The organism is Rickettsia sp. 109562A South Dakota, assembly GCF_055791265.1.
Window position 1 is genome coordinate 90699 of record NZ_CM147703.1, and the last position, 22523, is coordinate 113221.

A 22523-nucleotide genomic window follows, 5' to 3' on the forward strand; every position below is an offset into this window, starting at 1 on the left:
ACATATGGCACTTTTTCTAGCCATTTGAAACTTACATGTTTAATACTTTTAAACCGATAGAAATAGTAGGTGAAGAAGTAGTTTTTTTGATTCCTCTACTTCCGTCGGCTAAATAATCGGAATAAATCTTTGCAGTAATTCTAACACAATCTTTAGCATATGTCACCCTAATAGTTCGAGTAAGTAAATTTGGGGATCGTTTAGAGAGATCAATACGTGCACCAAAGCCTACAATCCAATGTTCCGCTAGCTGATAATTTATGTCTCCATAAAATTGCCGCACTCTATTATTTGAAACCTTTATACTTTCTACGGAATAATATTTTTTAAGATTTATAAGCTGAATAAAACTACCTAGAAAGTTAATTTTATTATAGTTAAAATTTCCTCCCACTTCATCTCTGATAGGTCTGAAATATTTATCTTTCCGGAAACCATAAAACAATTCTAAATTATTAGAAATATTACCTAAGATTTGACCGACATTTTCCGTATCATCAGCGGGTAAATCTATACTATATCTTGTATTACGCGCCTGTCCTAAAAATAATTTTAAATAATTTTCTTCTTTAACAATACTAGTATTTAAGCCGTAACTTAATCTATTACCGAAATCATGGCAATCAATACCGCTATAACGCTTGGATAAAAAGATATTTTTTTCGGATAATTCATATTTAGCAGGATCAATTATAACAAATTTTTTGTCTTTCTTAGATAATTTACGTCCCATAGTAAAAGAAACTACCGGCTCAATAAGTAAATTTATCGTTCTTGTTATATTACCTACGAACGGATAATGCCACAAAGTTTGTAATTCCGGTATATTTCTTTGGAATGATTTAGTGTCGCTCGTTTTATCTAAATAGACTCGTCTTGCAAGGTAAAAATCACCTCTATCCTTAGCGGCAAAATCAAAAATTTGTCCTGAGGAAGTTATAAAATTATGAAGAATAGAGAATTGCAAAGAAGTTCTAGCAAGTTGTTTTCCTATTCTTTCTTTGTACATTAACGTATTATTTTCAACAACAATAAAACTATTATCACTATCATTTAAATTTATCACGTTTTTTGTATTGATTTTCGGTAATACTAGCGGATCAGTATACTGACTATCATTACTACCTAAGCCTTGAAAACTTAATCCTTCCGCCGAAAAATAATCAGCCTCATGAATTTTATTTAAGAATATTTTAGAAGTTAGATATGAAGCGTAGTTATTATAATAATTTTTTAAATAAGCTTTATCCGATGTACGTTCTATCCTAAAACCGTAATCATAAACTTTATCGGTACTAATAAAATTGCCGCTTGCTATATAATGATAAGAAGAAACTTTTTTATTTTTTACTATACTTCCGTCTTTTTCTAGAAAATAGGGTAATTTACCGTAACTACCTTGAAAATTCATATTATCGGTATCATTCGGGCGATAACGTGCTTCTAGCTCAAAAGTTTGATATTTACTAAAAATTCTTGGAGTGAGAGTAAAATCCATATTAGGTTTTGCACGTAGATATAGAGGTATACCAAACCCTTTGTTTTTTACGTCTGGTACTAATAATCCAGAAGTTGCAGGAGCCGTAGGAGTCGGATGGAAAAAATACGGTAAGAAAAAAATCGGTACTCCATATACTTCAAAAAACACGTTTTTATAAACTACTCTATACTCTTCGGAGTGGATATAAGTATCCTTAGCAGCAATTTGCCAAATAGGGTTTCTATTACAAGTAACAACGCAAGGGGTAAATTCGGCATGGTGCAGCTTAAGATTATTTTCATCTATTCTTTCAGCAAGTTTAGCAATTAAAAGATTATTATCACCCGAAAGCAAAATGAATTCTGATATGATACCCTTTTTAAATTCATCTTTTAAAACTGCTGTCTCACCCTCTATTATTCTATTTTGTTTATCCTTAATTCGGATATTACCTTCTGCCCATAAAATATCGTTTTTTATATCATAAAGTAAATTATCTGCCGTTAATAAATACTCATCCGTGATAATTTTTATATTACCTTTAGCATATATCAAATCCTGACTTTCGTTATACTCTACGAAGTCGGCTATCATATTGCTTATCTTAATATTTTGGCCATTCTTAAAATTATCAGCAAAACTTATCAGAGGAGATATTATAATAATAAACAAGCATATTATTCGCAGTAGCATTTATATTAATAACTATATTTTAATAGTAAAAAATAATAGCAAGCTATTAGTAATATATCAAATAATAAAAATTTTTGCTTGCTCTTTTGCAGTGCAAGGTTATTCTATGGAGAGATGTATGTTATATAATTTTGTTGATGTCATTCCTGCATGACTTTGGTACACCACCGTGTCATACCGTGGTCAAGTCGCGGTATGACAGTAATAAAACTAATCTATGCGGAAATGACACAAGAGTCATGATAAAATGCTAGACAATTTCATTGCGAATCAAGCAACTAAAGAGTTTTCAGTTAGTGAGATTTCTAATAAAATTAAAGAATTATTAGAAAATAATTTTGGCTATATTAAGGTAAAAGGAGAAATTTCAGGTTTAAAAATAGCAAGCTCAGGGCATGCTTATTTTAACTTAAAAGAAAATACTGCTATTTTAGCCTGTACTTGCTGGCGTCCTATTCTTGCTAAAATCAAATTTCCTTTAAATGATGGCATGGAAGTAGTGATTAGCGGTAAACTCTCAAGTTATGCAGGTAATTCACGCTATCAATTATCGGTAGATAATTTGCAACCCGCAGGACTTGGGGCTATGCTGCAAATTCTAAACGAGCGTAAAGCACGGTTAGAGCAAGAGGGGCTATTTAATAAGAGACGTATTCCTATACCTTTCTTGCCTACTAGAATAGGAGTTATCACCTCAATAACCGGTGCTGTTATTAAAGATATTATTCATCGTATTCGTGAACGTTTTCCGACTCATATAATAATATGGCCGGTTAGCGTACAAGGAGAAAATTCCGGTAATGAAATTGCCGAAGCAATTGAAGGATTTAACAAATTAGAAGAGGCAAATAAACCAAGTGTTATAATTGTTGCTAGAGGCGGCGGCTCTATAGAAGATCTTTGGTCATTTAACGATGAGATATTAGTACGTGCCGCTTATAACTCAAAAATTCCTATTATTTCTGCAGTAGGTCATGAAGTGGATTATACTTTAATAGATTTAGCAGCCGACAAAAGAGCTCCAACCCCTACTGCTGCCGCAGAATTTGCCGTACCGGTACGATCTATTTTAAATAATATCCTACAATCTTATGAAAAAGTATTATTAAATAATACTAGACAGTTAATTAAGTATCACGAACAAAATATAGTAAATTATGATAAAATACACAGATATCTCGCTCACTATATAAATAATAGACAGCAATTACTGGACGAGACCGGTTTTAATTTACTAGATGCTTTACCGTGCTTTATTGCACTACAAGAAACAAAGCTTAAATCTTTTTCTAAAGAAAGAATTAACCCTGCTAAAATAATCAATTACAAAACATTAGAATTAACACATCAAACAGCTTATCTATCAAAATCGGCAAATAATACTTTGAAAAACTTTGAGTATAAATTAGACTTAAATAGCACGTTACTTGCAAGCCTTGATTATCATAACGTATTAAAACGAGGTTTTGCTATAGTTAAAGGAGAAACGGGTAATTTTTTATCTTCTAAAATTACTGCTGCGGATGAAAAAATTTTTAATATTAAATTTTGTGACGGCGAAATTAAAGTAGTTCGTAACTAAAAATGTCATTCCGTGGTCAAGCCACGGGATGACATTTTAATTTTAAAAAATACAAATTATGAAAATTTAAAAGCTTTTTATTTTTATACTTCTCATTTCTAAAAATTTTTATGCTTAAAGCATAGGTGCAAACGAACAACAAGCAACTTTAGAATGCGAGGGGACAGCCGATAAAAAAACTTTGATAAATGCATGGTATGTAAATGAGCCTTACCAATACTTAATTGCTACTTCAAACGGTCGTACTACCGTTTCCGGTATGGATATAGAATTAATTAACGCTATTGCCACAAAAATAGGTATCAACATTGAGTACAATCAAGATAGCTAGTATCAAAATCAATTAGATATCCAAAGCGACAATGCCGATATGGCTGCAGGAGCTACTTATACTGCTGAGAGAAGTAACTACGCTCATTTTTCAAAACCTTATCGTCTCGAAGAACTATCATTATTTATTATTGAACCGCTTGCAAAAAAGTTAAATTTTCAAAATGTTAATGAACTAATAGCACAAATACGTTTATTTAATCTTCAGTTAGGAATAGTGAAAGGTACCGTATACGGATACGGAGACCCCAAATTTACGGATGTTTTATATAATGAGAAAAATCGGGATATAATTGAAGTATATCAAAATGATATAGAATTAGCAAATGAAATAATAAAGAAAGAAATTGACGGTTTTATTAGTGATAGAATAGTTGGTTCCGTTAATATATATTAGGAAGAGCGATAGACAGGAACATAGTAGAAATTCCTTTAAATATTAAAACTCCTATACATTTGATGTTTAGCAAAAAAACCGTATCTTTAAATATAGTTGAGCAATTTAATTGTGCGATAGATGATTTTCTTGCAAGTAACGAGTACAAAAAAATCAATATGATATATATATATATATGTCATATTCTATTACCTAAATCTATAGATTCTCGTTGGTGTCATATTATAGCCTTGCTTTTGCTTTTTCAGGAATTATTTTGAGTAGCAGAAAAAATAGTACTTTATTCGGTACATTTTTATTTGCGGTATTACCGTCCATTAGTAGCTGTATACGACTTAATAGTAAACCATGATACCGGACATTTAAACTTCTATTTTACTCCTTCTTATTTCTATTATATATTTGTAGTAGTTTTGCTTGGTTTTACTATTATTAAATTATTCAGCTATTATAATAAACAGATTGCTGAAGATAATTATTTAGAACAATCATTAAATAATATAGTAGCAATTTGCGATTCATTCGGACACGCAACTTTTATAATTATAGGAGTTGCGATGGTTATTATTCACAAAATTGAGCCTCTAAGTTTTTGGGGACCATTTTTTGCTTTTATTACAGCTAATTGCGGTGCGATATTACGAGATTTTATTATGAAAGAAAATTCAATCAAGAGGATACCAAGAGGAGTGAGTATTGCAATAACTATATTATGGGGCATAGCCTTTAGCGTATTATTAGATATGTACGGCAGTAATCCAAATTACAATACAATAAAATATTCAATGATTATAGTAATTTCCGGAGCATTCATTACTAATCTTTTAGTTTATCATTTTGGTTTTCTTGAGTGGAGATTCCGTAATGAAAACACAAGCTTAGAAAAACAAACATGAAGATAGCTACTTGGAATATTAATTCCATAAAAACAAGACTTAATTTATTGCATAATTTTTTGTCTAAAGAAAATCTCGATATTTTATTATTGCAAGAAATAAAGTGCGAAACCGAAAAATTCCCGTTTGATGAATTATCCGATTTACCTTATAATTTTTACGTTCACGGACAAAAATCATATAACGGTGTTGCTATAATCTCAAAATTTCCTGCCGATGAAATAATTAAGGATTTTCCGAATAATTACTGCAGTGATCAAGCGAGGTTCTTAGAAATAAAATTATCACTACCTATAGGGTTTTGTAATATAATCTCGCTCTATGCTCCTAACGGTTCATTTGTCGGTAGCGATAAATTTGTAGCAAAACTAGCATTTTATGAAGCTCTCATCAATTATCTATCAACTAAAAAATCTTTTGATGAAAAAACTATCATTGGCGGTGATTTCAACATTGCACCGTTTGATATAGACGTATATTCACCTAAAGCATTAGCTGAAACTACTTGTTTTACTGAGGTTGAACAAAAAAAATTACGAACTATTCTAAATTCCGGATTTGAGGATTTATACAGATTGATGCATCCGAGTAAACAAGAATTTTCATGGTGGGATTATAGAGCCGGATGTTTTGAACAAAATAAAGGTATGAGGATTGATATGATCCTTGGTTGTAATAATACTATTGACTATTTAGAAAATTGCTATATGGATTATAATTTAAGGACTCAAGAAAAACCTTCAGATCATATACCGGTAATTGCTAGTTTTAAGGGATAATATGTCTTCAAAATTTATAAAATTTTATAAAAAATACATGACAATTGTCGGTACAATCGGCAATTTTATGTTTTACGTACAAGCTCATAAGATTTTCACCTGCAAATCTTCGGCTTCTGTTTCTATGCCTGCTTTTACTATAAGTGCTATTGCTCTTTGTAGCTGGCTTATATATGGTATTTTAATAAAAAACACACCTATTATAATAGCAAATATAGTAGGTTTTATCGGGGCATTACTAGTTTTAATAACTATCCTAATGTATTAAATATAATGACTAAACAAATCATTGCTTTGGTGGGAAGGCCTAATGTCGGCAAATCAACGCTTTTTAATAGATTAAGCATACGTAAAAAAGCTATTGTTCATGATCTACCCGGCGTCACTAGAGATAGAAAATATACAGACGGCAAAATCGGCTCTTTTGAATTTTTGCTAATTGACACTCCAGGACTTGAAGAGAATCCTGATAGTATGAGTGTACGACTAATGGAGCAGACTACTAAAGCAATTTTAGAGGCAGATTTAATTTGCTTTATGGTTGACGGTAGAAGCGGAATATTGCCTGATGATAAGTTACTTAGTAGTTTTATTAGAAAATATAATAAACCTGCAATACTGGTAGTTAATAAATGCGAAAAAGCTTTTGATTTTGATAAAGAATACTACCAATTAGGCTTTGATAGTATGGTGGCTATTTCTGCCGAGCATGGCACAGGCTTAATTGATTTATATGACGAGATTATTGCCAAGTTACCTGAAGAAGAATCAATCGAGACAAATATAGCCGATCCAATTAAAGGAGATTGTTTGCAAATAGTAATTAGCGGCAGACCTAATGCAGGAAAATCTACTTTTATAAACGCTCTTATTAACGATGAAAGGTTATTAACCGGTCCTGAAGCAGGTATTACTCGCGAATCGATTGAAATTGATTGGCAATATAAAAATAATCATATTAAATTGATCGATACGGCAGGACTCCGCAAGAAATCTACTATTACAGAGTCTTTAGAAAAATTATCGGCATCAGATGCTATTAACAGTATTAAATTTGCTAATACCGTAATTCTAATGATCGATGCTTTATCTCCTTTAAAACAGCAAGATTTAAATATTGCAAGCCATGTAGCAAATGAGGGCAGAAGTATCGTTATAGTAGTGAATAAATGGGATTTAGTTAAAGAATCTGAAAAAGAAGCATTTCAGGAAGAATTTTATTATCAGATAAATACTCATTTACCTCAGGTTAAAGGCGTCTCTGTGCTATTCATTTCAGCGATAAATAAACAAAATATTGAACAAGTTTTAGATGCTTGTCTTAAAATTTATAAAATTTGGAATAAGAAAATAACCACTAGCAAATTAAATGAATGGCTTAATTTTACTACGGAAGCACATCCACTGCCTCTACAAAAAGGCGGCAAAAGAGTACGTATAAAATATATGACTCAAACAAAAACTCGCCCCCCTACTTTCAAATTATTCTCCAATAATCCAGAAAAAATTACCGATAGTTATACTAGATATTTAGTAAATAATATGCGTGAAGCTTTCGACATGCCGGGCATTCCTATCAGATTCACTTACGTCAAAACCAAAAACCCGTATGTGTAGTTTAAAATTAACTAATTTACAAAATTTAATTTTACGTATATACTTGTTTATACAATAATCAAGTATATTATTATGCAAAGTCAAATTAAAAAATGGGGAAATAGTTTAGGCATTAGAATACCTAAGCACTTAGCCGGGAAATTACATGTTAGTGAAGGTACATTAGTTAATTTAAAATTAATTAATAATAGTTTAATTATTAGTACAGAAAAATCTGCATTGGATATATTACTAGATAATATTACTGACTCTAATCGTCATCATGAATTATTAAGTAATGATAAGACTAAAGGTAATGAAACATGGTAACTTATATACCTGAAAAAGGTGATGTAATTTGGCTTGATTTTGAACCGCAAAAAGGTAAAGAAATTCAAAAGATACGTCCGGCAGTTAGTTGTCCTTAGCCCTTATAAATATAATCTAAAAAGCGGTCTTGCTTTATTTGTTCCTATTACTAGTCAAATAAAAAATTATCCATTTGAAGTGGTAATAGATTTTCAGCAAATAAAGGGAGCGGTATTATGTGATCAAGTTAGATCAATGGACTTCAAAGCACGTAAAGCAAATAAAATTTTAACATTAAATAAAATACTTATAAATGAAATCATATATAAATTAAAATTACTTTTATAAAATAAAACATTCATTCTATAGTCAATATAAACTTTTTTTCTTTAGATAGATTTAATTTTAATTGTCTATTTAGCATAATGATACATAATAGTATTACTATTTTGTAGTATATTACCAATTAGTATAAAAAGCAATAATATCAGAGAACTTGTTAGTTACTTATCAAGCTGTAAATTAGATAAGTTCTCTATTCCTACTACACTTATTTTTTCCGTTTTTTTATATGTATTATTACCGGCAGTAACAATATATAAATGCTCTAACTGCAAATCGACAAGAACAGTATGAATTGATTTAGTAATACTAGGAGCATCAGCATTTTTTACTTCAAAACCATATTTTTTACCGTTCTTAATAACTAATAAATCTAATTCTGCTCCTGTTTGCGTTCGCCAAAAAAAATATTCTGCATCCGTTTTAAATTTACGTATTAACTCCTCTATTACAAACCCTTCAAATGAAAGACCGCGTTTTGGATGAACATACCAATCATGTTCGTGAACCCCTAATAATGCATGTAGTATTCCACTATCTCGTATATAGACTTTCGGTGCTTTCACTTGACGTTTTGAGATATTTTCATACCAAGGTTTTAATAACCGAATCATGAAAGTTTGCGCTAATATCTCAGTATAACGTCTGATAGTCATATCTGTTAAACCAAGCGACCTTCCAAGTTCACTGTAATTTAATAATTGTCCATGGTTATGAGCAAGCATCATCCATAATTGCCTCATCACATGTGCATTAAGAGATATTCCTAAACTAGGTAAATCACGCTCGATAAAACTAGTAATATAACTATTACGCCATCTAAGACTTTGAGCATAATTTTTTGCTAAACATGATTTAGGGAACCCTCCTCTTAACCATAATTCCCTAAAATCATTTATCTCTGTTAAATTGAATGGGGTAAGCTCCGTATATTCAATACGACCGGCTAATGATTCTGAAGATTGACGTAGTAATGCTCCTGAAGCACTACCTAAAATTAAAAATTTTTTGCTTGAATAATCAGCAAGAACCCTTAAATAAGGAAAAATTTCAGGTTGTCTTTGAATTTCATCAATCACTATTAAACCGTTTAAAGGTTCAAGAGTTGTTTTAAGATTCTTAAATTGATCTAAGTGAGCCGGATCTTCAAGGTCAAAAAAGTAACTCTTTTCACTTTCTTTAAGCTGTTTAATATAAGAGTGAGCTAAAGTAGTTTTACCGCATTGCCTTGGACCGAGAATGGCACAAATAGGGAATATCTCAAAAGAACCTTTGATATGTGCTAAATAATAATTTCTTTCTATCATCCTTGTAATTTCATAATGATACTTTGAATTTACAATATAATTTTAATCAAAAAATCACAAGATTTTTTTACTTTAATTGTGCTATAATTTGCGGGCTTCCTACACCCCTCTACCGGTTTGTTTATTTCCTATCTCTCTTTGTCTTTCATTTAACACCTTGCTTGTATGCGGTCCTATCGGTTTTCTATCTTTACTAAATTTACTTTTTCCTAAATTAACTATAGTTTCTGCTACTACTCCTAGGATTTCCGGATCTGACAATAGTTTTAACGCCGGTACTATAAATTTTGCCGTACTCATGTTTGCTAAATTTATCGGCTATTTTAATTAATTCAGGTGCATGTTTGCCGGCTATCTTTACTAATTTTTCACCGTCTAATTTTAATTGTTGCTCTATAGGCGTTTTGCTTAAAAACTCGTCTACTACCGGTCCTAAACTACTTGCACGCTTTGTTAATAGTTCAGGAAGGTCTTTTTCAATTATTTTGTTTATTTCCGGATTATTATCTTTAATTTGTATCAAAGTGCTAAGCAATGCTTTCACCTCTTTTGATTTTTCTTCTTTTGGAAGTGACGTAATTAACTGAGTTTTTTGTATTATATCTGTGACTTTATCACTATTGGAAAGAGCGTGGCTAGCAAGTTTAGTAATTGACGGCAGAGCATCTTTTAAAAAAGGCATAGATGCATCTAGTGCATTATGTATAAACTCCGGACCTTGCCCTGCTGATTTTATTTTTTCCGTTACTTTAGGGTGTTTTAAAACATCTAATATACTCTGTTTATTATTATCTAAATATTGCGGTAATTCTTTTACGAAAACAGGAGATAAATTATCCATAATTTTTTTAGCGTTTTCAACTAACTCTACTACTTGAGGCTTTTTTCCTTTCAATAGTTCTTTTTTAATTTCAGTATCTAACCCTTCCATAGTTAGGTTAATGCTAACCCAACGCTGCTTTTCTTTAAATTGATTATAAGCTTCTATAACTAAAGGGGCGTTTCCAATTAATCTTTCGCTAGAATTTACAATTAATTCTACCGTATTTGCAATTAATTCAGGTTTAGCGAATTTTTGTGCTTTATTATTTAGTATATTTTCTGCAACTTGAACTAATGCTTTGTGATTATCGGGATTTTTTAAAAATTGTACTAAATCGTGATTAAGAAGCGGCTTTACTTTGTCTGAAGTAATAAGGTCATGTATATTTTGTAATATAGCAGCTTGGGATAATTCATTTTTTTGTTTAATATTCTTATATATTTCTTGTACTTTTGGGTTTAAATCGCCTTCTAGTGCCTTAGATATTAGATCTACCCCTAACGTAGATAATTCTCTGATAAATTTAGGGCTTATTCCATCTAATACATTTATTTTTCTGTTTCGGAAACCTGAAAATTCTTTGTTATTTTATTAAACCTCTTGTTTAAAATAGGGGTAAGAATTAACGGTAGATTGCAAGATAGCTTCTTTTGAACTAGCTGAGATAGTTTCAGAATGTAAAACAGAAGCACATTTTTTTTATAAGCGGTTCTGCATCTGCTATCATTTTGCAACCGGCTTCAATAGAACCTGCACTACCGGCAGCACTTTTAGCATTTCTTAAGTTATTAAGTTCCCCTGCAAGATCAGGTAACACTTGAGCCGCTTCCCATGTAAATTGCAATGCACTAGCACCATCCCCGACTGCTTGGATAACTCTTTGCACTATACCTAAATTATCTTTATTAAGATTTAGATATTGTTTATTTAACTCATCATATTTTTTGTTACCGGTTTCAATGCCAATAGCTGCCCATCCTGCTTCAAGATAAGAAAGGTTTTTATATTCTTCATCAAGTTGTTGCCTTATATTATCAATGGATTCCTGCTCTTGACTTGTAGACATTTTAAATACCTTTATATAATTTAATATTATTGTACTATAATTATTTAAAGGTTAATAAAATTTTACTTTTTAATTTTTGTTAATTTTAAAAGTCATGGTTATCTTACAATGGTTTTTTACTATAATTCTTCCATTTCATTCACAGAGCCTAGATCCATACTAACCTCTCCACACAATGAAACAATATTCTCCATTACCTTAGGATCTATATTTGGATTGTTACACTCTGTATTTTCCTTAAGCCAGTTGTAGCAGCAAGGCTCCGGCCATAACTCCATGATTTTCGGTAGAGGCTCTATTTTTCTAACACCGCTCCGATACTCAAGCATTAAAGCTTTAGCCGGCGTCCACCCTACATCACCGATAAAATATATTTCTGAGTAATGCCAAATCAATTTAATATTATTATTTGTATCTATAAAGATTTTATAATATTCACGTTTTGCATCATTAAGAAATTCTGCTACTATAAGTGATATATCGGGGCGCTTTTCTATACTTACTAAAGCTATATTTTCTAAGTTTTCAGGACAGTGAACAATTCTATCTAAAGCTGTTAATTTTTCACACTCTTCCTCTCCTATTGTTTCTTTTAGGTCACTTTTATATTTTTGTTCTTTATGCAAAGGAAATACTAATTTATCATTTTTACAATCAACTAGGAAAGGAGTTTGAAATTTAATAAATAAATCTTTTAGTTTCATATTAATAAGCTTTTTATATATGAGGTTATAATATTAAAAGTTTTCTATATGGTCGGGTAGAAACCATAACATTTACTCCATATTTTAATTAAATTAGTTCCATGCTATGGTAACCCCCCACAGAACCGTGCTTGCGATTTTCCCGCACACGGCTCCTCAATGAAACATTTACTATAAAGCTAGAATTAATACATTGCATTACATATCCTCGGTGTTGGTAGTGGATTCCACTGTAGATAATTTTGATACTCTTTGACATTCATACTCTTTTTCTGACTGCGACGATTTATCCACTTGAATACTATCCAAAAGATCGACTTATAAAATTTATAGAGACAGCGATAATTACCACTCACTCCAAAATAATTATAATGGCCCGTTAATTTAGATTTAAGTACTGGCCACCATGCTTTAAGACACAATTTATTACGTATATTCTTTAACCATTCCTTAGTTTCCTTAAGCTTCTGACAAAGATTCTCCTTACTCGTCTTATGACCCATAACGAAATACCCTTGTCTACTCTTACCGCAATAATGCGTAAACCCAAGAAAGGTAAAAGTTTCTACTTTTTCTTTACTTCCCTGAGCATGTTTCCAAACTTTTCGTCCAAATTTAAGAACTCTAGTCTTATCTTCTGATACCTGTAGACCAAACTTTTCTAACCTTACATGTAGCAGATCTAGAAAATTCTTTGCATCTTTCTCACTTTCACAACATACTACAAAGTCATCACAGTAGCGTATTAGCTCCATGTGTCCTTTTGCTTGTGATTTAACTTTCTTAAACCATAAGTCTAGTACATAATGAAGATAGATGTTTGCAAGTAATGGACTAATCACTCCTCCTTGAGGAGTGCCTACCTCCGTTACTAACTGCTTTCCATCCTCAACTACTCCAGCTTTTAAGAATTTTCTTACTAACCACAATAAATTACGATCAACAATTTTCTCCTCTAAGCAACGTTGTAGCCAATAGTGATTAACATTATCAAAGAACCCTTTAATATCTACTTCCACAATGTAATTAATTGGCTTAGTCATAACCGTTTTGTGTAATGCTCTTATTGCATCGTGACAGCTTAACTTAGGTCTGAATCCATAAGACATATCCAAAAACTCAGCTTCATAAATCTGTTCTAAGATTTGCTTTAGCATAATTTGAACTAACTTATCTTCAACTGATGGTATACCAAGGCCACGCTTCTCATTCTTACCAGCTTTTGGGATATATACCCTCTTTACTGGTTTAGGACGATATTGCTTCAACTTTATCGATTCCACTAATTGATTAAGCCTATCTTCTAGATTAATACCGTATGCTTCCACTGTCTCACCATCAATCCCACAAGCTTTATTACGCTTGAGCACTTGATAGCATTCTGCAAGATTAGCCTCATTAACATGATGTATTAATGATGTGAATTTTAGCCTTTTATCTTGCTTCGCTCTTTTAGCTATTTGATTGAGTTTAACCTGCATCACTATAATAACCTCAGCGTGTTATCTTGAACGGTACTCAACCAAGCTTTCCATTGCTGACCGCTTCCCCATGTACATAGCTTTCCTATACTCCGAGTACTATCAGTCAGTCCGACTTCTTCTGTATCATTTGTCAGTTCTTGCCTATTTTGACTTGTCCCAACATACTCTTTCGAGAATACAGAAGATCTCCCAAGTTTACGTAAACTCCATCTCATACCATGCCACCGGACTCCGACCCCGATAGAGTGAGTTGTGACTTACCATTACGTCACCCTTCATGCTGCCTTCCGCACTATGAAAAACGTCGGCCTCTATAATGTTGGATATTTCGGGGCTCAACACCTTCACTTGCGTTGCAGCCTGGTATGTCGCTTCTACTGGCTTCATCACATTTGTCGCCTCCTGTAATGCAATAGTTGCTTCTATGCTGTTGGTTAGACTTTGCATAGGTGGGATTTTCACCAACTGATTTTTACGCACTTTCCTTGGCGCACTCAAATAATATCCTCTAAGGTAGTTATATAATGCTTAATTAATCGCAACAACTTTGCTTCAGGGCTTAAATTTTTCACTGCCCATTTTTTAATCCAAGGTTCGGCTAGTTGCCACATATTAACATTACTATCTAACTGTCTACCTATCCCTTCAACCATTATCAAAGTCTTTTGTAATAACAACAATTCCGGTTGTACTTCCATGCCAAAATCTTCAGTAATTTTAAATAAATGTGCAAGCAACTTACCTATGGCAATATTTTTTGTGGGGGTACCTACTATAGGCTCGGTAACTGCTCTACAACTTTGAGCGAACAAATCTAAATCGGTATTTGAAGGGATATAACCTGCTTTTAAATGTACTTTAGCCACTAATTTATAATCACGCTTTAAAAAACCGAATAAGCTTTCAGCAACGGCTAAGCGGTCTTTTTCCTTAAGTCTGCCCATAATACCGAAATCAAGCAGGATTATCTTACCTTGCGTGTTTACTAAAATATTTCCTGCGTGTAAATCAGCATGAAAAAATCCGTCTCTATAGGCTTGATTAAAAAACATTACGGCAAAATCCTGAGCTATTTTTTTTGGTTCTAAGCCCATTTCTTTTAGCAGCGAAGTATCATATATAGAAGTTCCTTCTAGCCACTCGGTAGTTAGTATATTTTCCGATGTTAAATCCCAATATATTTTAGGAATTATTACGTTAATATCATTTCGCATATTATCCATAAGCTCGGAAACAGCAGCCGCTTCTAGCCTTAAATCAAGCTCAAATTTCATAGTTTCATGAAATTTATCGACTACTTTAATCGGTTTTAGCCTTTTTGCTTTAGAAAATTTTGAGACGATTCTTGCTAGAAAATATAGCAGCTTAATATCTCGGTTATATTTTTTATGAATATCGGGACGCAATATTTTTACCGCAACATACTCACCGGTTGCTAGCCGTGCTTTATGTACTTGCGAGATTGAAGCGGCAGCGACCGGGTTGTCATCGAAGTGTGATATTGTCATACCGCGACTCGATCGCGGTATCCAGTTGCTGTTATGGATTCCGTGGTCAAGCCACGGAATGACATCATACTCACCAAACTCCCTCTCTATAATTTCTCTAGCCACCCCACTATCAAACGGAGGTAGCTTATCTTGTAATAATCTTAAATACTCTGCTATTTCTGCTCCTACTAAATCAGCTCTTGTAGAAAGCGTTTGTCCGAATTTTATATAAATAGGTCCAAGGTTGCTTAAACAATCTATTAAGCGTTTGCCGTAATCTTCACGTGATTTTTTTATTAATGATATCGGAGCAAAAAATAAAGCTAATATATAACCGATAAACCTAAAATATTTAGGAACTCTAGAATCAATTAGGATTTGTTTTTTACTGATGATACGAAAAATACGTATTAAATTTAAAAAATTACTTATCATATCTTATATGCACTATGTACCGCTACTATACCGTTACTTAAATTTTTATAATTAACCTCTGCAAAACCGGCTTCTTTAATCATTATTCTAAACTCATCCTGTGAGGGGAATAAATCTATACTTTCGACCAAATATTCATATGCCTCTTTATTACCTGCTATCATTTGACCAATTTTAGGTATAATATTAAATGAGTAAAATTTATAAAAATCTTTTAAGCCTCCCTCTTTTACTTTTGAAAACTCAAGACATATAAACTTACCCATCGGTTTTAGAACTCGATAAGCTTCTTTTAAAGCCTTATTAATGTCAGGTACGTTTCTAATGCCGAATGCTATAGTATAATAATCAAAACTATTATCCGAAAAAGGCAATTCTTCGGCACTTGCTACAATAAATTTAAGGTTTTGAAATAAATTAAGATCTGTTGCTTTCTTTTTAGCATGTCTCAGCATTTCTTCATTTATGTCACTTAAAGTTAAAGAGACATTATTTCCTCTATCTCTTGCTTTTTTAGCAAGCTTTAAAGCAATATCACCGCTACCGCTAGCAACGTCTAATATATGAGAGTTAAGATTTGGAATTTGCCTAATAAACTCATCTTTCCACAAGCGATGCAATCCAAAGCTCATAAGATCGTTCATTAAATCATACTTATCCGCGACGTTAGAAAAAACGTTATTTACTAACCCTTGTTTTTTAGTGTAGTCTACTTTTTTAAAGCCAAAATTTGTTTGGTTCATAGTTTTTTATTATAATATAGTATCAAATGCCGGAACTTCCTGAAGTAGAAACTCTTAAAAACTCTCTGAAAGATAAGCTAATCGGGCTTATTATAGAAAATGTAGAGTTAAAAAGAGATAATTTACGTTATAAATTATCTCCGCTTTTAGCTACCGAAATCTCAAATACTAATATACTGAATGTTAGGCGTCGTGCAAAATATTTAATTATCGATTTTGGTAATTATTATTCTTTAGTTATCCATCTAGGTATGAGCGGTAGGTTTACCGTGCAACCTGCTAATTATAAAATTCAAAAACACGATCACGTGATTTTTGATTTAAATAACTGCGAAAAGTTAATTTTCAACGATACTAGACGCTTCGGAATGGTTTATAGCTTTAAAACTAATTTCTTAGAAGAGGAATTTTTTCATAATCTAGGAATAGAGCCACTTTCTGATTTATTAACACTCGGATATTTAAAAAGCAAATTAATTACTCGCAAAATACCGATAAAAAACTTGATTATGGATAATAGAGTTATAGTCGGAGTCGGTAATATTTATGCTTCCGAAAGTCTTCATTTAGCTAGAATTCATCCGAATAAACTAGGTAGCGATTTAAAGGATGATGAAATAGAAAATTTAATTAAATCGATTAGAGAAGTGTTAACTAAAGCCATAACTGCCGGCGGCACTACTCTTAAAGATTTTATAAACGGTGATAGTAAACCTGGTTATTTTACTCAGCAACTTACGGTTTACGGTAGAGAAGGACAAAAATGCCTCAACTGCTCCAGTACTATTCTCAAAACAAAGCACTCAGGAAGAAGTACTTTTTATTGTAAAACTTGCCAATATACTTGACACATCATATAAAGCTCTTTATTACTTATTCAATTAATAGTTATAAAATATATGGAAGTAGACACCTTGCATAACCTATCTTATAAAGAGGAATTTGAAGGAAACACTTCACCTCACACCGCAGCGTACAAAAAAGTACGTGAGGATGTGAGTATCGGATCGACGTACAAATTACCTTTAGAAGGAGGTTATACAAGGGGTCTAATAAAGCCGGTTATTATGGCAGGTGGCAATGGTAAAAGACTATGGCCTTTATCATCTAGGGATCAACCAAAACAATTTAAAAAAATATTGGGTGATCTAACTTTACTACAGCAAACATTAAATCGAAATAAATTCTTAGGACAACCTACTATTATTAATGCCAAAAAGTATGAATCAATCACTAAAGAACAAGCAGTCGAAATAGATATAGAAATAGAATTAATTACCGAGCCTTTACAAAAAAATACCGCCATTTGTGCTATTATTACGGCATTATCGGCTAAAGCACAAGGGTTTGATATCGTAGTGTTACTCCCTTCGGATCATCATATAGTGGACGATATAAATTACCTTAATACTATAAATAAAGCTTTACATTATGTTAATGAATTCGGTATTTGCACTATAGGTATTCCTATAAATTCTATAAATGCCGTAAATACTGAATATGGTTATATAAAAACAGGCTTTCCAATTGCAGAAAATATTTATCAAACAGATCATTTTGTTGAAAAACCTATATTAGAGCAAGCAACAAAATATTTTCAAAATAATGAATATTTTTGGAATTCCGGAATTTTTATATATGACATTAGTTTGTTTCTAAATTTAGCAATGAATCTTCAGCCTGATTTATTTTATATTGCAGAAAAAGCTTTCAATAGTGCTTACAAAATGAAGATACTATAACAATAAATCGTGATGCTTATAATGAAATTGAAGCTATTTCGATAGATAATGCCATAATGGAATATATCTCGGGGGTGATTATGATAAAAGCCGATTTTGCTTGGAACGATCTTGGTACTTGGCATTCCTTATTACAGGCAAAACACCGAAATATAAATGATAATTATTGCGAGGGAAACGTAGTAACAAGCAATACTACAAACTCTTGCATTAGTTCTAATAATAAATTAACCACCGTAATAGGTCTTGACAATGTAATAATTATCGATACTATGAACGGTCTTTTGGTTGCCGATAAATCAAAAATGACTGAAATAAAAGAATTAGTAATGAAAATAGAGTAAAATTAAAATGAATGATCTACAGAAAGCTAAAATCCTATTTACTGCTCTTCTTAATGGGAAATCTGATTCATTACCGCATTATGAAATATATGAAAAAGCTTTTCTAAATAACATTTTATCTTCTGAAGCAATAAAATTAGAAATTATGAAAGGAAATAACGAAGCTTGTTATATTCTTGCTAAAACTTACGAAATAATTAATCGTAACCCACAAGATGAATATAACTCTATGTTATTCACGTTGATTGGAAGTAAATTAGGAAATACAGAATGTACAAAGCTTGTATCCTACAAAATATACAAGCTTTGAACCTACTGTTAACAATTTTATTCAAAACTATATAGGACAGCCTAATATCACTTTTGATGATGCTATATTATCAACTGCTTGCCACGATCCTTTAAATACTTCAATGTTAGGAGACACAAATTATAATAATATGTATAACCTTGCTTGAACATATATTATGATATAATTTACCGCTAATATTCAAGGCTATTGACATAGTGTTATTGCTTATATATCCTATTTTTACCTAAACGAGATGAGGCTTAAACCTCATCATTAAAATATAGCTAATCTTATAAACTTCAAAAATCTGTAAGTTATAGGCACAACTTAGTAATAAAGAGGTGCATTTTAGTATTTTTTCTTTTTATAGTCAAGTGATATAAACTTGGAACGTTGTTGCTCATCGCTCACCTATTATTATAGGCATTGCTCCTCACGCCTAGTCCCAAATTATCTGAATTGACTATAGTTGATAATAAAATTAACTTCTGTGTTACTAAAAACTAATAACATTGTGAGTTACAACATGGAAAATACTACAGAAGAACAAATAATAATATCTGAGTTCACAAATGATGAAGACGCAGATGAAGAAGAGCAAAGATTAAAAGCAGAAGATTCACGAAAGCAACTTAAAAGCAATACTAATAACATTTGGTATTATTGTGACCGGTTTTTTAACTTTTACTTATTTCTTTTTTAATTACATAGAAGAAAAAGCAGCAGAATACAAACAACAGCAACAACAAGAAACTCAAAATAACCAATAAAATTAAATATTATATTACCACGCTTCCTTTAGTTACGGTCTTGTTGCCTAGTTTTAATGTCATTCTAGCTAGAAGCGGGATGTTGTTGCATGGGTCAGGAAACGCATTCAGTCTCATCTAGTTGCTTGACCCATTATTGTACGAACGTTCAAGATGTCAAAACATATAAAAAAACAAGTTTTTATATGTTTTTTCTTACTTCCTGCCTTTAGCTAGGAATGACATAGAGGTCGCACACAATGTACTAATATGAAATGAAGAATAGTATACGAAGATCAACTTCAAAAAGAGCAAGGAATTCACAAGGCGAGGAACGGAGCGTATACTTAATATAGTTCGTACTGCAACTCTTGTAGAATGACATAGCCAATTTTTGAAGTTCATCGAGTATGCCGAAAAAGATTTAATTTTTATATTGCTTTAAGTTTAGAGTGCTTGAAGCCGGTTTTATCAAAATCATAAATAAAATCTTTAATAATAGGTACTATAAACTGCTTAAATTTACTTCCGCTAAATACCCCGTAATGCCCTGCCCCTTTTTGTAAATGGTATCTTTTCATTGATTCAGGTATATTTGAACAAAGTTTTAAAGCAGTTTTTGTTTGTCCCACGGCTGCAATATCATCTAATTCCCCTTCAATACCAAGTAAAGCACATTTAGTAATATTTTTTAAATCAATAGGACGCTTCTCAGAAACTAATTTACCTCTTGCTAACGAAAATTGTTGAAATACTTCATCTATAGTTTGAAGATAGAATTCTGCCGGCATATCTATACCGGCTAAATACTCATCATAAAATTTAATAGTATGGTCGGCTTTTTTATAATCAGAATTTAATAAACTTTGCCATAATTCTAAATGTGAATCTATATGACGGAATAAATTTAAACTCATAAAGCCGGCAAGTTGGAAGAATCCAGGGTATACTTTTCTTCCATGTCCAGGATAGTTTGGCGGTACCTGCATTGTAACCATTTTGCAGAACCATTCTAAACTGTTACTTTGAGCAAATTCATTAACTGCCGTGGGGTTTTTTCTAGCATCTATAGGACCGCCCATCAAAATCATTGAGCTTGGAACATTTGGACTATTACTTTCCGACATTAAACTAATGGCGGCAAGCAGAGGTACGGTAGGTTGGCAAACTGCCATAGTGTGAACATTTGATCCTATAAAATTGATAAACTCCATTACGTAATCAATATAATCATCCATATCAAAATGCCCTGCTTCAAGCGGCACATAACTAGCTTCCGTCCAATCCGTAATATAAATATCGGTATACGGTAACAATTCTTGTACAGTTGATCTAAGTAAAGTAGCGTGATGCCCTGCCATAGGTGCTACTATTAATAATTTAGGTCATTCTTTTTTAAAACCTAATTTTTCAAAATGCCTTAATTCACAAAAAGGCTTTTTTAGTATAACTTTTTCATTAATGTTATAGGTTTTATCATCAATAATTGTTTCAAGAATATTAAATTCGGGTTTTTCATATTTTCTAGTCATGCGTTCACAAAGTGTTAAATAAGCATGCATAATTCTTGCAAAACCGTTATCTTCTAATGACTCATGTTCATATGCTTCTTTTAGAATTTTTATACCTAAATGCATTGGAGCAATTTGTGCTCTAAGCCCCTCAACATATAATATGTATAATTAGTACTTAAATTACAGTTAAGCATAATTTATCCACAAATTTAATTTATACGTTTTATTCTATTTTAAAATCTCGATTCTTCATTTACTCGAGGTATGTGTTTAGTTTAACACTAAAAATTTCTCAGTACATTAATTTTAGGATTTACGACTTAAGTTTTTATAAATGCGTGATAATAATAGTCTACATATAAATATGCTTATTTTTTCTTCTTGTTTTGCTTAGGAATCACATGTTTGTTAATATTATACCATATACTCTCTATCACTGTTTCTGTTGGTTTTTTACAAAATATATCAACCTTATTTAGATAATTTTCAAAATCCTTATTTTCTTCTGCCATCCTATTAGCCATATTCCAATCTATTTCAGATTTTTCTCTAGCAGGGATTAATATTTCACTATCTTCAGGGAATTCCATATTTATTAAAATAAAACCTATTCCGTGCCTAGTGCATAACATTTCGAGTTCATACCTAGTATCAGACCTAGTTTTGTCTAGAATAGGTGCGACTAAATAACCATAATGTGCCCATGATGAATTTGATAAAGCCTGAAAACAAGACTCTCTTACGTTCCTACGGTTTATTTTCTTTTTTACTTCAAAAGACCAAAGTCTTGCTTGTTTTCCTCCATAATATTTAGCACAATCTTTAATTAGTAGACTCCATTTTTTATTAAGAACTGCCATGCCTACCCAATCTGGATGTAACCATATATTACTTCCGGCTCCTTGTTTATTTGAGGCAAAACTATGTTTAATTTGCATATTATAGATACCCAATTCATTAAGATATAATTCAAGTACCTCACATGCTTCTTCTTCAGTTATATCATTTTCTTTGCTTACTTTATTTTTAAGATTTGTTATTTGTTCATTATTAATTTGATAATCGGGATTTTGACTATAGTACAACCTTACATGAGGTTCTGACTCTATTCTAATGTTAGGCTTTGATTTCCACTCATCAAACCTACCTCTACTAATTTCAGCTGCATAAGCCTTTATAACTTCCTTAATTTTTTCTTCTTGAGTTTTTGCTTTTATTATTCTCTTATTTTTACTTGTATTTGCTTTGCGTCTAGCTTCTTCAGGATAATTTTCGACAAGCCATTTAGCTATTTCATAAGGAGTAAATGTCTGATCGTCATGTTCTTTTAAAAAACCAATGATGGCATTTTTGCGATTAAATTCCATATTAAATATACTAATAATTGAAATACTATAAAATATACATGTTATTTTAAAAATTTCAA

General features: G+C 31.8%; 25 protein-coding genes and 3 pseudogenes. 17 read left to right on the forward strand and 11 right to left on the reverse strand.

Annotated elements, in window-relative coordinates:
• Positions 1–31: 31 nt before the first annotated feature.
• Positions 32–2173, reverse strand: a complete 2142-nt coding sequence (locus ACIAS7_RS00630) for an LPS-assembly protein LptD (RefSeq protein ID WP_473198899.1) — start codon at positions 2171–2173, stop codon at positions 32–34.
• Here ACIAS7_RS00630 and ACIAS7_RS00635 point away from each other — a divergent pair.
• The 11 genes and pseudogenes from ACIAS7_RS00635 (at position 2139) to ACIAS7_RS00685 (ending at position 8410) form a co-directional block, all read left to right on the forward strand.
• Positions 2139–2327: a hypothetical protein gene (locus tag ACIAS7_RS00635; RefSeq protein WP_473199375.1), complete on the forward strand. Its 189-nt coding sequence runs from the start codon at positions 2139–2141 to the stop codon at positions 2325–2327. The genes ACIAS7_RS00630 and ACIAS7_RS00635 overlap by 35 nt on opposite strands.
• A gap of 93 nt (positions 2328–2420) precedes the next feature.
• Positions 2421–3755, forward strand: a complete 1335-nt coding sequence (xseA, locus tag ACIAS7_RS00640) for an exodeoxyribonuclease VII large subunit (RefSeq protein ID WP_473198900.1) — start codon at positions 2421–2423, stop codon at positions 3753–3755.
• A 181-nt stretch (positions 3756–3936) separates the two neighbouring features.
• The gene (locus ACIAS7_RS00645; protein WP_473198901.1) at positions 3937–4086 is read left to right on the forward strand and encodes a hypothetical protein; all 150 of its coding nucleotides are present in this window, start codon (positions 3937–3939) and stop codon (positions 4084–4086) included.
• Positions 4087–4125: 39 nt separating this feature from the next.
• Positions 4126–4482 carry a hypothetical protein gene (locus ACIAS7_RS00650; protein WP_473198902.1) on the forward strand — a complete coding sequence of 119 codons (357 nt, stop codon included), beginning with the start codon at positions 4126–4128 and terminating at the stop codon, positions 4480–4482.
• Positions 4483–4781: 299 nt separating this feature from the next.
• Positions 4782–5378: a trimeric intracellular cation channel family protein gene (locus ACIAS7_RS00655; RefSeq protein ID WP_473198903.1), complete on the forward strand. Its 597-nt coding sequence runs from the start codon at positions 4782–4784 to the stop codon at positions 5376–5378.
• Positions 5375–6157 carry an exodeoxyribonuclease III gene (gene xth / locus ACIAS7_RS00660; protein WP_473198904.1) on the forward strand — a complete coding sequence of 261 codons (783 nt, stop codon included), beginning with the start codon at positions 5375–5377 and terminating at the stop codon, positions 6155–6157. Before ACIAS7_RS00655 ends, xth begins: the two co-directional genes overlap by 4 nt.
• 1 nt (position 6158) lies before the next feature.
• Positions 6159–6425: a SemiSWEET family transporter gene (locus ACIAS7_RS00665; RefSeq protein WP_473198905.1), complete on the forward strand. Its 267-nt coding sequence runs from the start codon at positions 6159–6161 to the stop codon at positions 6423–6425.
• Positions 6426–6430: 5 nt separating this feature from the next.
• On the forward strand, positions 6431–7774 hold the full coding sequence (gene der / locus ACIAS7_RS00670) for a ribosome biogenesis GTPase Der (RefSeq protein WP_473198906.1): 1344 nt from the start codon (positions 6431–6433) through the stop codon (positions 7772–7774).
• Between the two features lie 72 nt (positions 7775–7846).
• A complete protein-coding gene (locus ACIAS7_RS00675) occupies positions 7847–8083 on the forward strand; it encodes an AbrB/MazE/SpoVT family DNA-binding domain-containing protein (protein ID WP_473198907.1) in 237 nt (78 codons plus the stop codon).
• Positions 8077–8124 (forward strand): annotated as a pseudogene (locus ACIAS7_RS00680) (mRNA-degrading endonuclease); the annotation flags it as partial. The gene ACIAS7_RS00675 and the pseudogene ACIAS7_RS00680, both read left to right, overlap by 7 nt.
• On the forward strand, positions 8123–8410 hold the full coding sequence (locus ACIAS7_RS00685) for a type II toxin-antitoxin system PemK/MazF family toxin (protein WP_473198908.1): 288 nt from the start codon (positions 8123–8125) through the stop codon (positions 8408–8410). The pseudogene ACIAS7_RS00680 and the gene ACIAS7_RS00685, both read left to right, overlap by 2 nt.
• Positions 8411–8565: 155 nt before the next feature.
• Here the strand turns inward: ACIAS7_RS00685 and ACIAS7_RS00690 are convergent, their stop codons facing one another.
• From ACIAS7_RS00690 to ubiE, 8 genes are all read right to left on the reverse strand, one after another.
• The gene (locus ACIAS7_RS00690) at positions 8566–9711 is read right to left on the reverse strand and encodes an ATP-binding protein (RefSeq protein WP_473198909.1); all 1146 of its coding nucleotides are present in this window, start codon (positions 9709–9711) and stop codon (positions 8566–8568) included.
• A gap of 214 nt (positions 9712–9925) precedes the next feature.
• Positions 9926–10642, reverse strand: coding sequence for a hypothetical protein (locus tag ACIAS7_RS00695; RefSeq protein ID WP_473198910.1), 717 nt, complete (start codon positions 10640–10642; stop codon positions 9926–9928).
• 562 nt (positions 10643–11204) lie between these two features.
• Complete coding sequence (locus tag ACIAS7_RS00700) at positions 11205–11600, reverse strand: hypothetical protein (RefSeq protein ID WP_473198911.1); 396 nt, start codon at positions 11598–11600, stop codon at positions 11205–11207.
• Between the two features lie 119 nt (positions 11601–11719).
• Positions 11720–12304 (reverse strand): hypothetical protein, encoded by a 585-nt coding sequence (locus tag ACIAS7_RS00705; RefSeq protein ID WP_473198912.1) that lies wholly within the window; start codon positions 12302–12304, stop codon positions 11720–11722.
• A 185-nt stretch (positions 12305–12489) separates the two neighbouring features.
• A complete protein-coding gene (gene ltrA / locus ACIAS7_RS00710) occupies positions 12490–13785 on the reverse strand; it encodes a group II intron reverse transcriptase/maturase (RefSeq protein WP_473198444.1) in 1296 nt (431 codons plus the stop codon).
• Between the two features lie 2 nt (positions 13786–13787).
• Positions 13788–14003 (reverse strand): hypothetical protein, encoded by a 216-nt coding sequence (locus tag ACIAS7_RS00715; protein ID WP_473198443.1) that lies wholly within the window; start codon positions 14001–14003, stop codon positions 13788–13790.
• Between the two features lie 279 nt (positions 14004–14282).
• Positions 14283–15713 (reverse strand): 2-polyprenylphenol 6-hydroxylase, encoded by a 1431-nt coding sequence (ubiB, locus tag ACIAS7_RS00720; protein ID WP_473198913.1) that lies wholly within the window; start codon positions 15711–15713, stop codon positions 14283–14285.
• Positions 15710–16456: a bifunctional demethylmenaquinone methyltransferase/2-methoxy-6-polyprenyl-1,4-benzoquinol methylase UbiE gene (gene ubiE, locus ACIAS7_RS00725; RefSeq protein WP_473198914.1), complete on the reverse strand. Its 747-nt coding sequence runs from the start codon at positions 16454–16456 to the stop codon at positions 15710–15712. The genes ubiB and ubiE overlap by 4 nt, the downstream gene beginning before the upstream one ends.
• Positions 16457–16482: 26 nt before the next feature.
• Here ubiE and mutM point away from each other — a divergent pair, with 26 nt between their 5' ends.
• From mutM to ACIAS7_RS00755, 6 genes and pseudogenes are all read left to right on the forward strand, one after another.
• Positions 16483–17304: a bifunctional DNA-formamidopyrimidine glycosylase/DNA-(apurinic or apyrimidinic site) lyase gene (gene mutM / locus ACIAS7_RS00730; protein ID WP_473198915.1), complete on the forward strand. Its 822-nt coding sequence runs from the start codon at positions 16483–16485 to the stop codon at positions 17302–17304.
• Between the two features lie 51 nt (positions 17305–17355).
• Complete coding sequence (locus ACIAS7_RS00735; RefSeq protein ID WP_473198916.1) at positions 17356–18198, forward strand: sugar phosphate nucleotidyltransferase; 843 nt, start codon at positions 17356–17358, stop codon at positions 18196–18198.
• A gap of 80 nt (positions 18199–18278) precedes the next feature.
• Complete coding sequence (locus ACIAS7_RS00740) at positions 18279–18542, forward strand: hypothetical protein (protein ID WP_473198917.1); 264 nt, start codon at positions 18279–18281, stop codon at positions 18540–18542.
• Between the two features lie 7 nt (positions 18543–18549).
• The gene (locus ACIAS7_RS00745; protein WP_473198918.1) at positions 18550–18852 is read left to right on the forward strand and encodes a hypothetical protein; all 303 of its coding nucleotides are present in this window, start codon (positions 18550–18552) and stop codon (positions 18850–18852) included.
• The gene (locus ACIAS7_RS00750; RefSeq protein ID WP_473198919.1) at positions 18824–19000 is read left to right on the forward strand and encodes a hypothetical protein; all 177 of its coding nucleotides are present in this window, start codon (positions 18824–18826) and stop codon (positions 18998–19000) included. The genes ACIAS7_RS00745 and ACIAS7_RS00750 overlap by 29 nt, the downstream gene beginning before the upstream one ends.
• Before the next feature lie 360 nt (positions 19001–19360).
• Positions 19361–19604, forward strand: a pseudogene (locus ACIAS7_RS00755) (RP671a family tick cell line-upregulated protein).
• A 410-nt stretch (positions 19605–20014) separates the two neighbouring features.
• Here the strand turns inward: ACIAS7_RS00755 and ACIAS7_RS00760 are convergent.
• Together ACIAS7_RS00760 and ACIAS7_RS00765 are read right to left on the reverse strand one after the other, a co-directional pair.
• Positions 20015–21291, reverse strand: a pseudogene (locus ACIAS7_RS00760) (polyhydroxyalkanoate depolymerase).
• A gap of 174 nt (positions 21292–21465) precedes the next feature.
• Positions 21466–22464: a hypothetical protein gene (locus ACIAS7_RS00765; RefSeq protein ID WP_473198920.1), complete on the reverse strand. Its 999-nt coding sequence runs from the start codon at positions 22462–22464 to the stop codon at positions 21466–21468.
• Positions 22465–22523 lie beyond the last annotated feature (59 nt).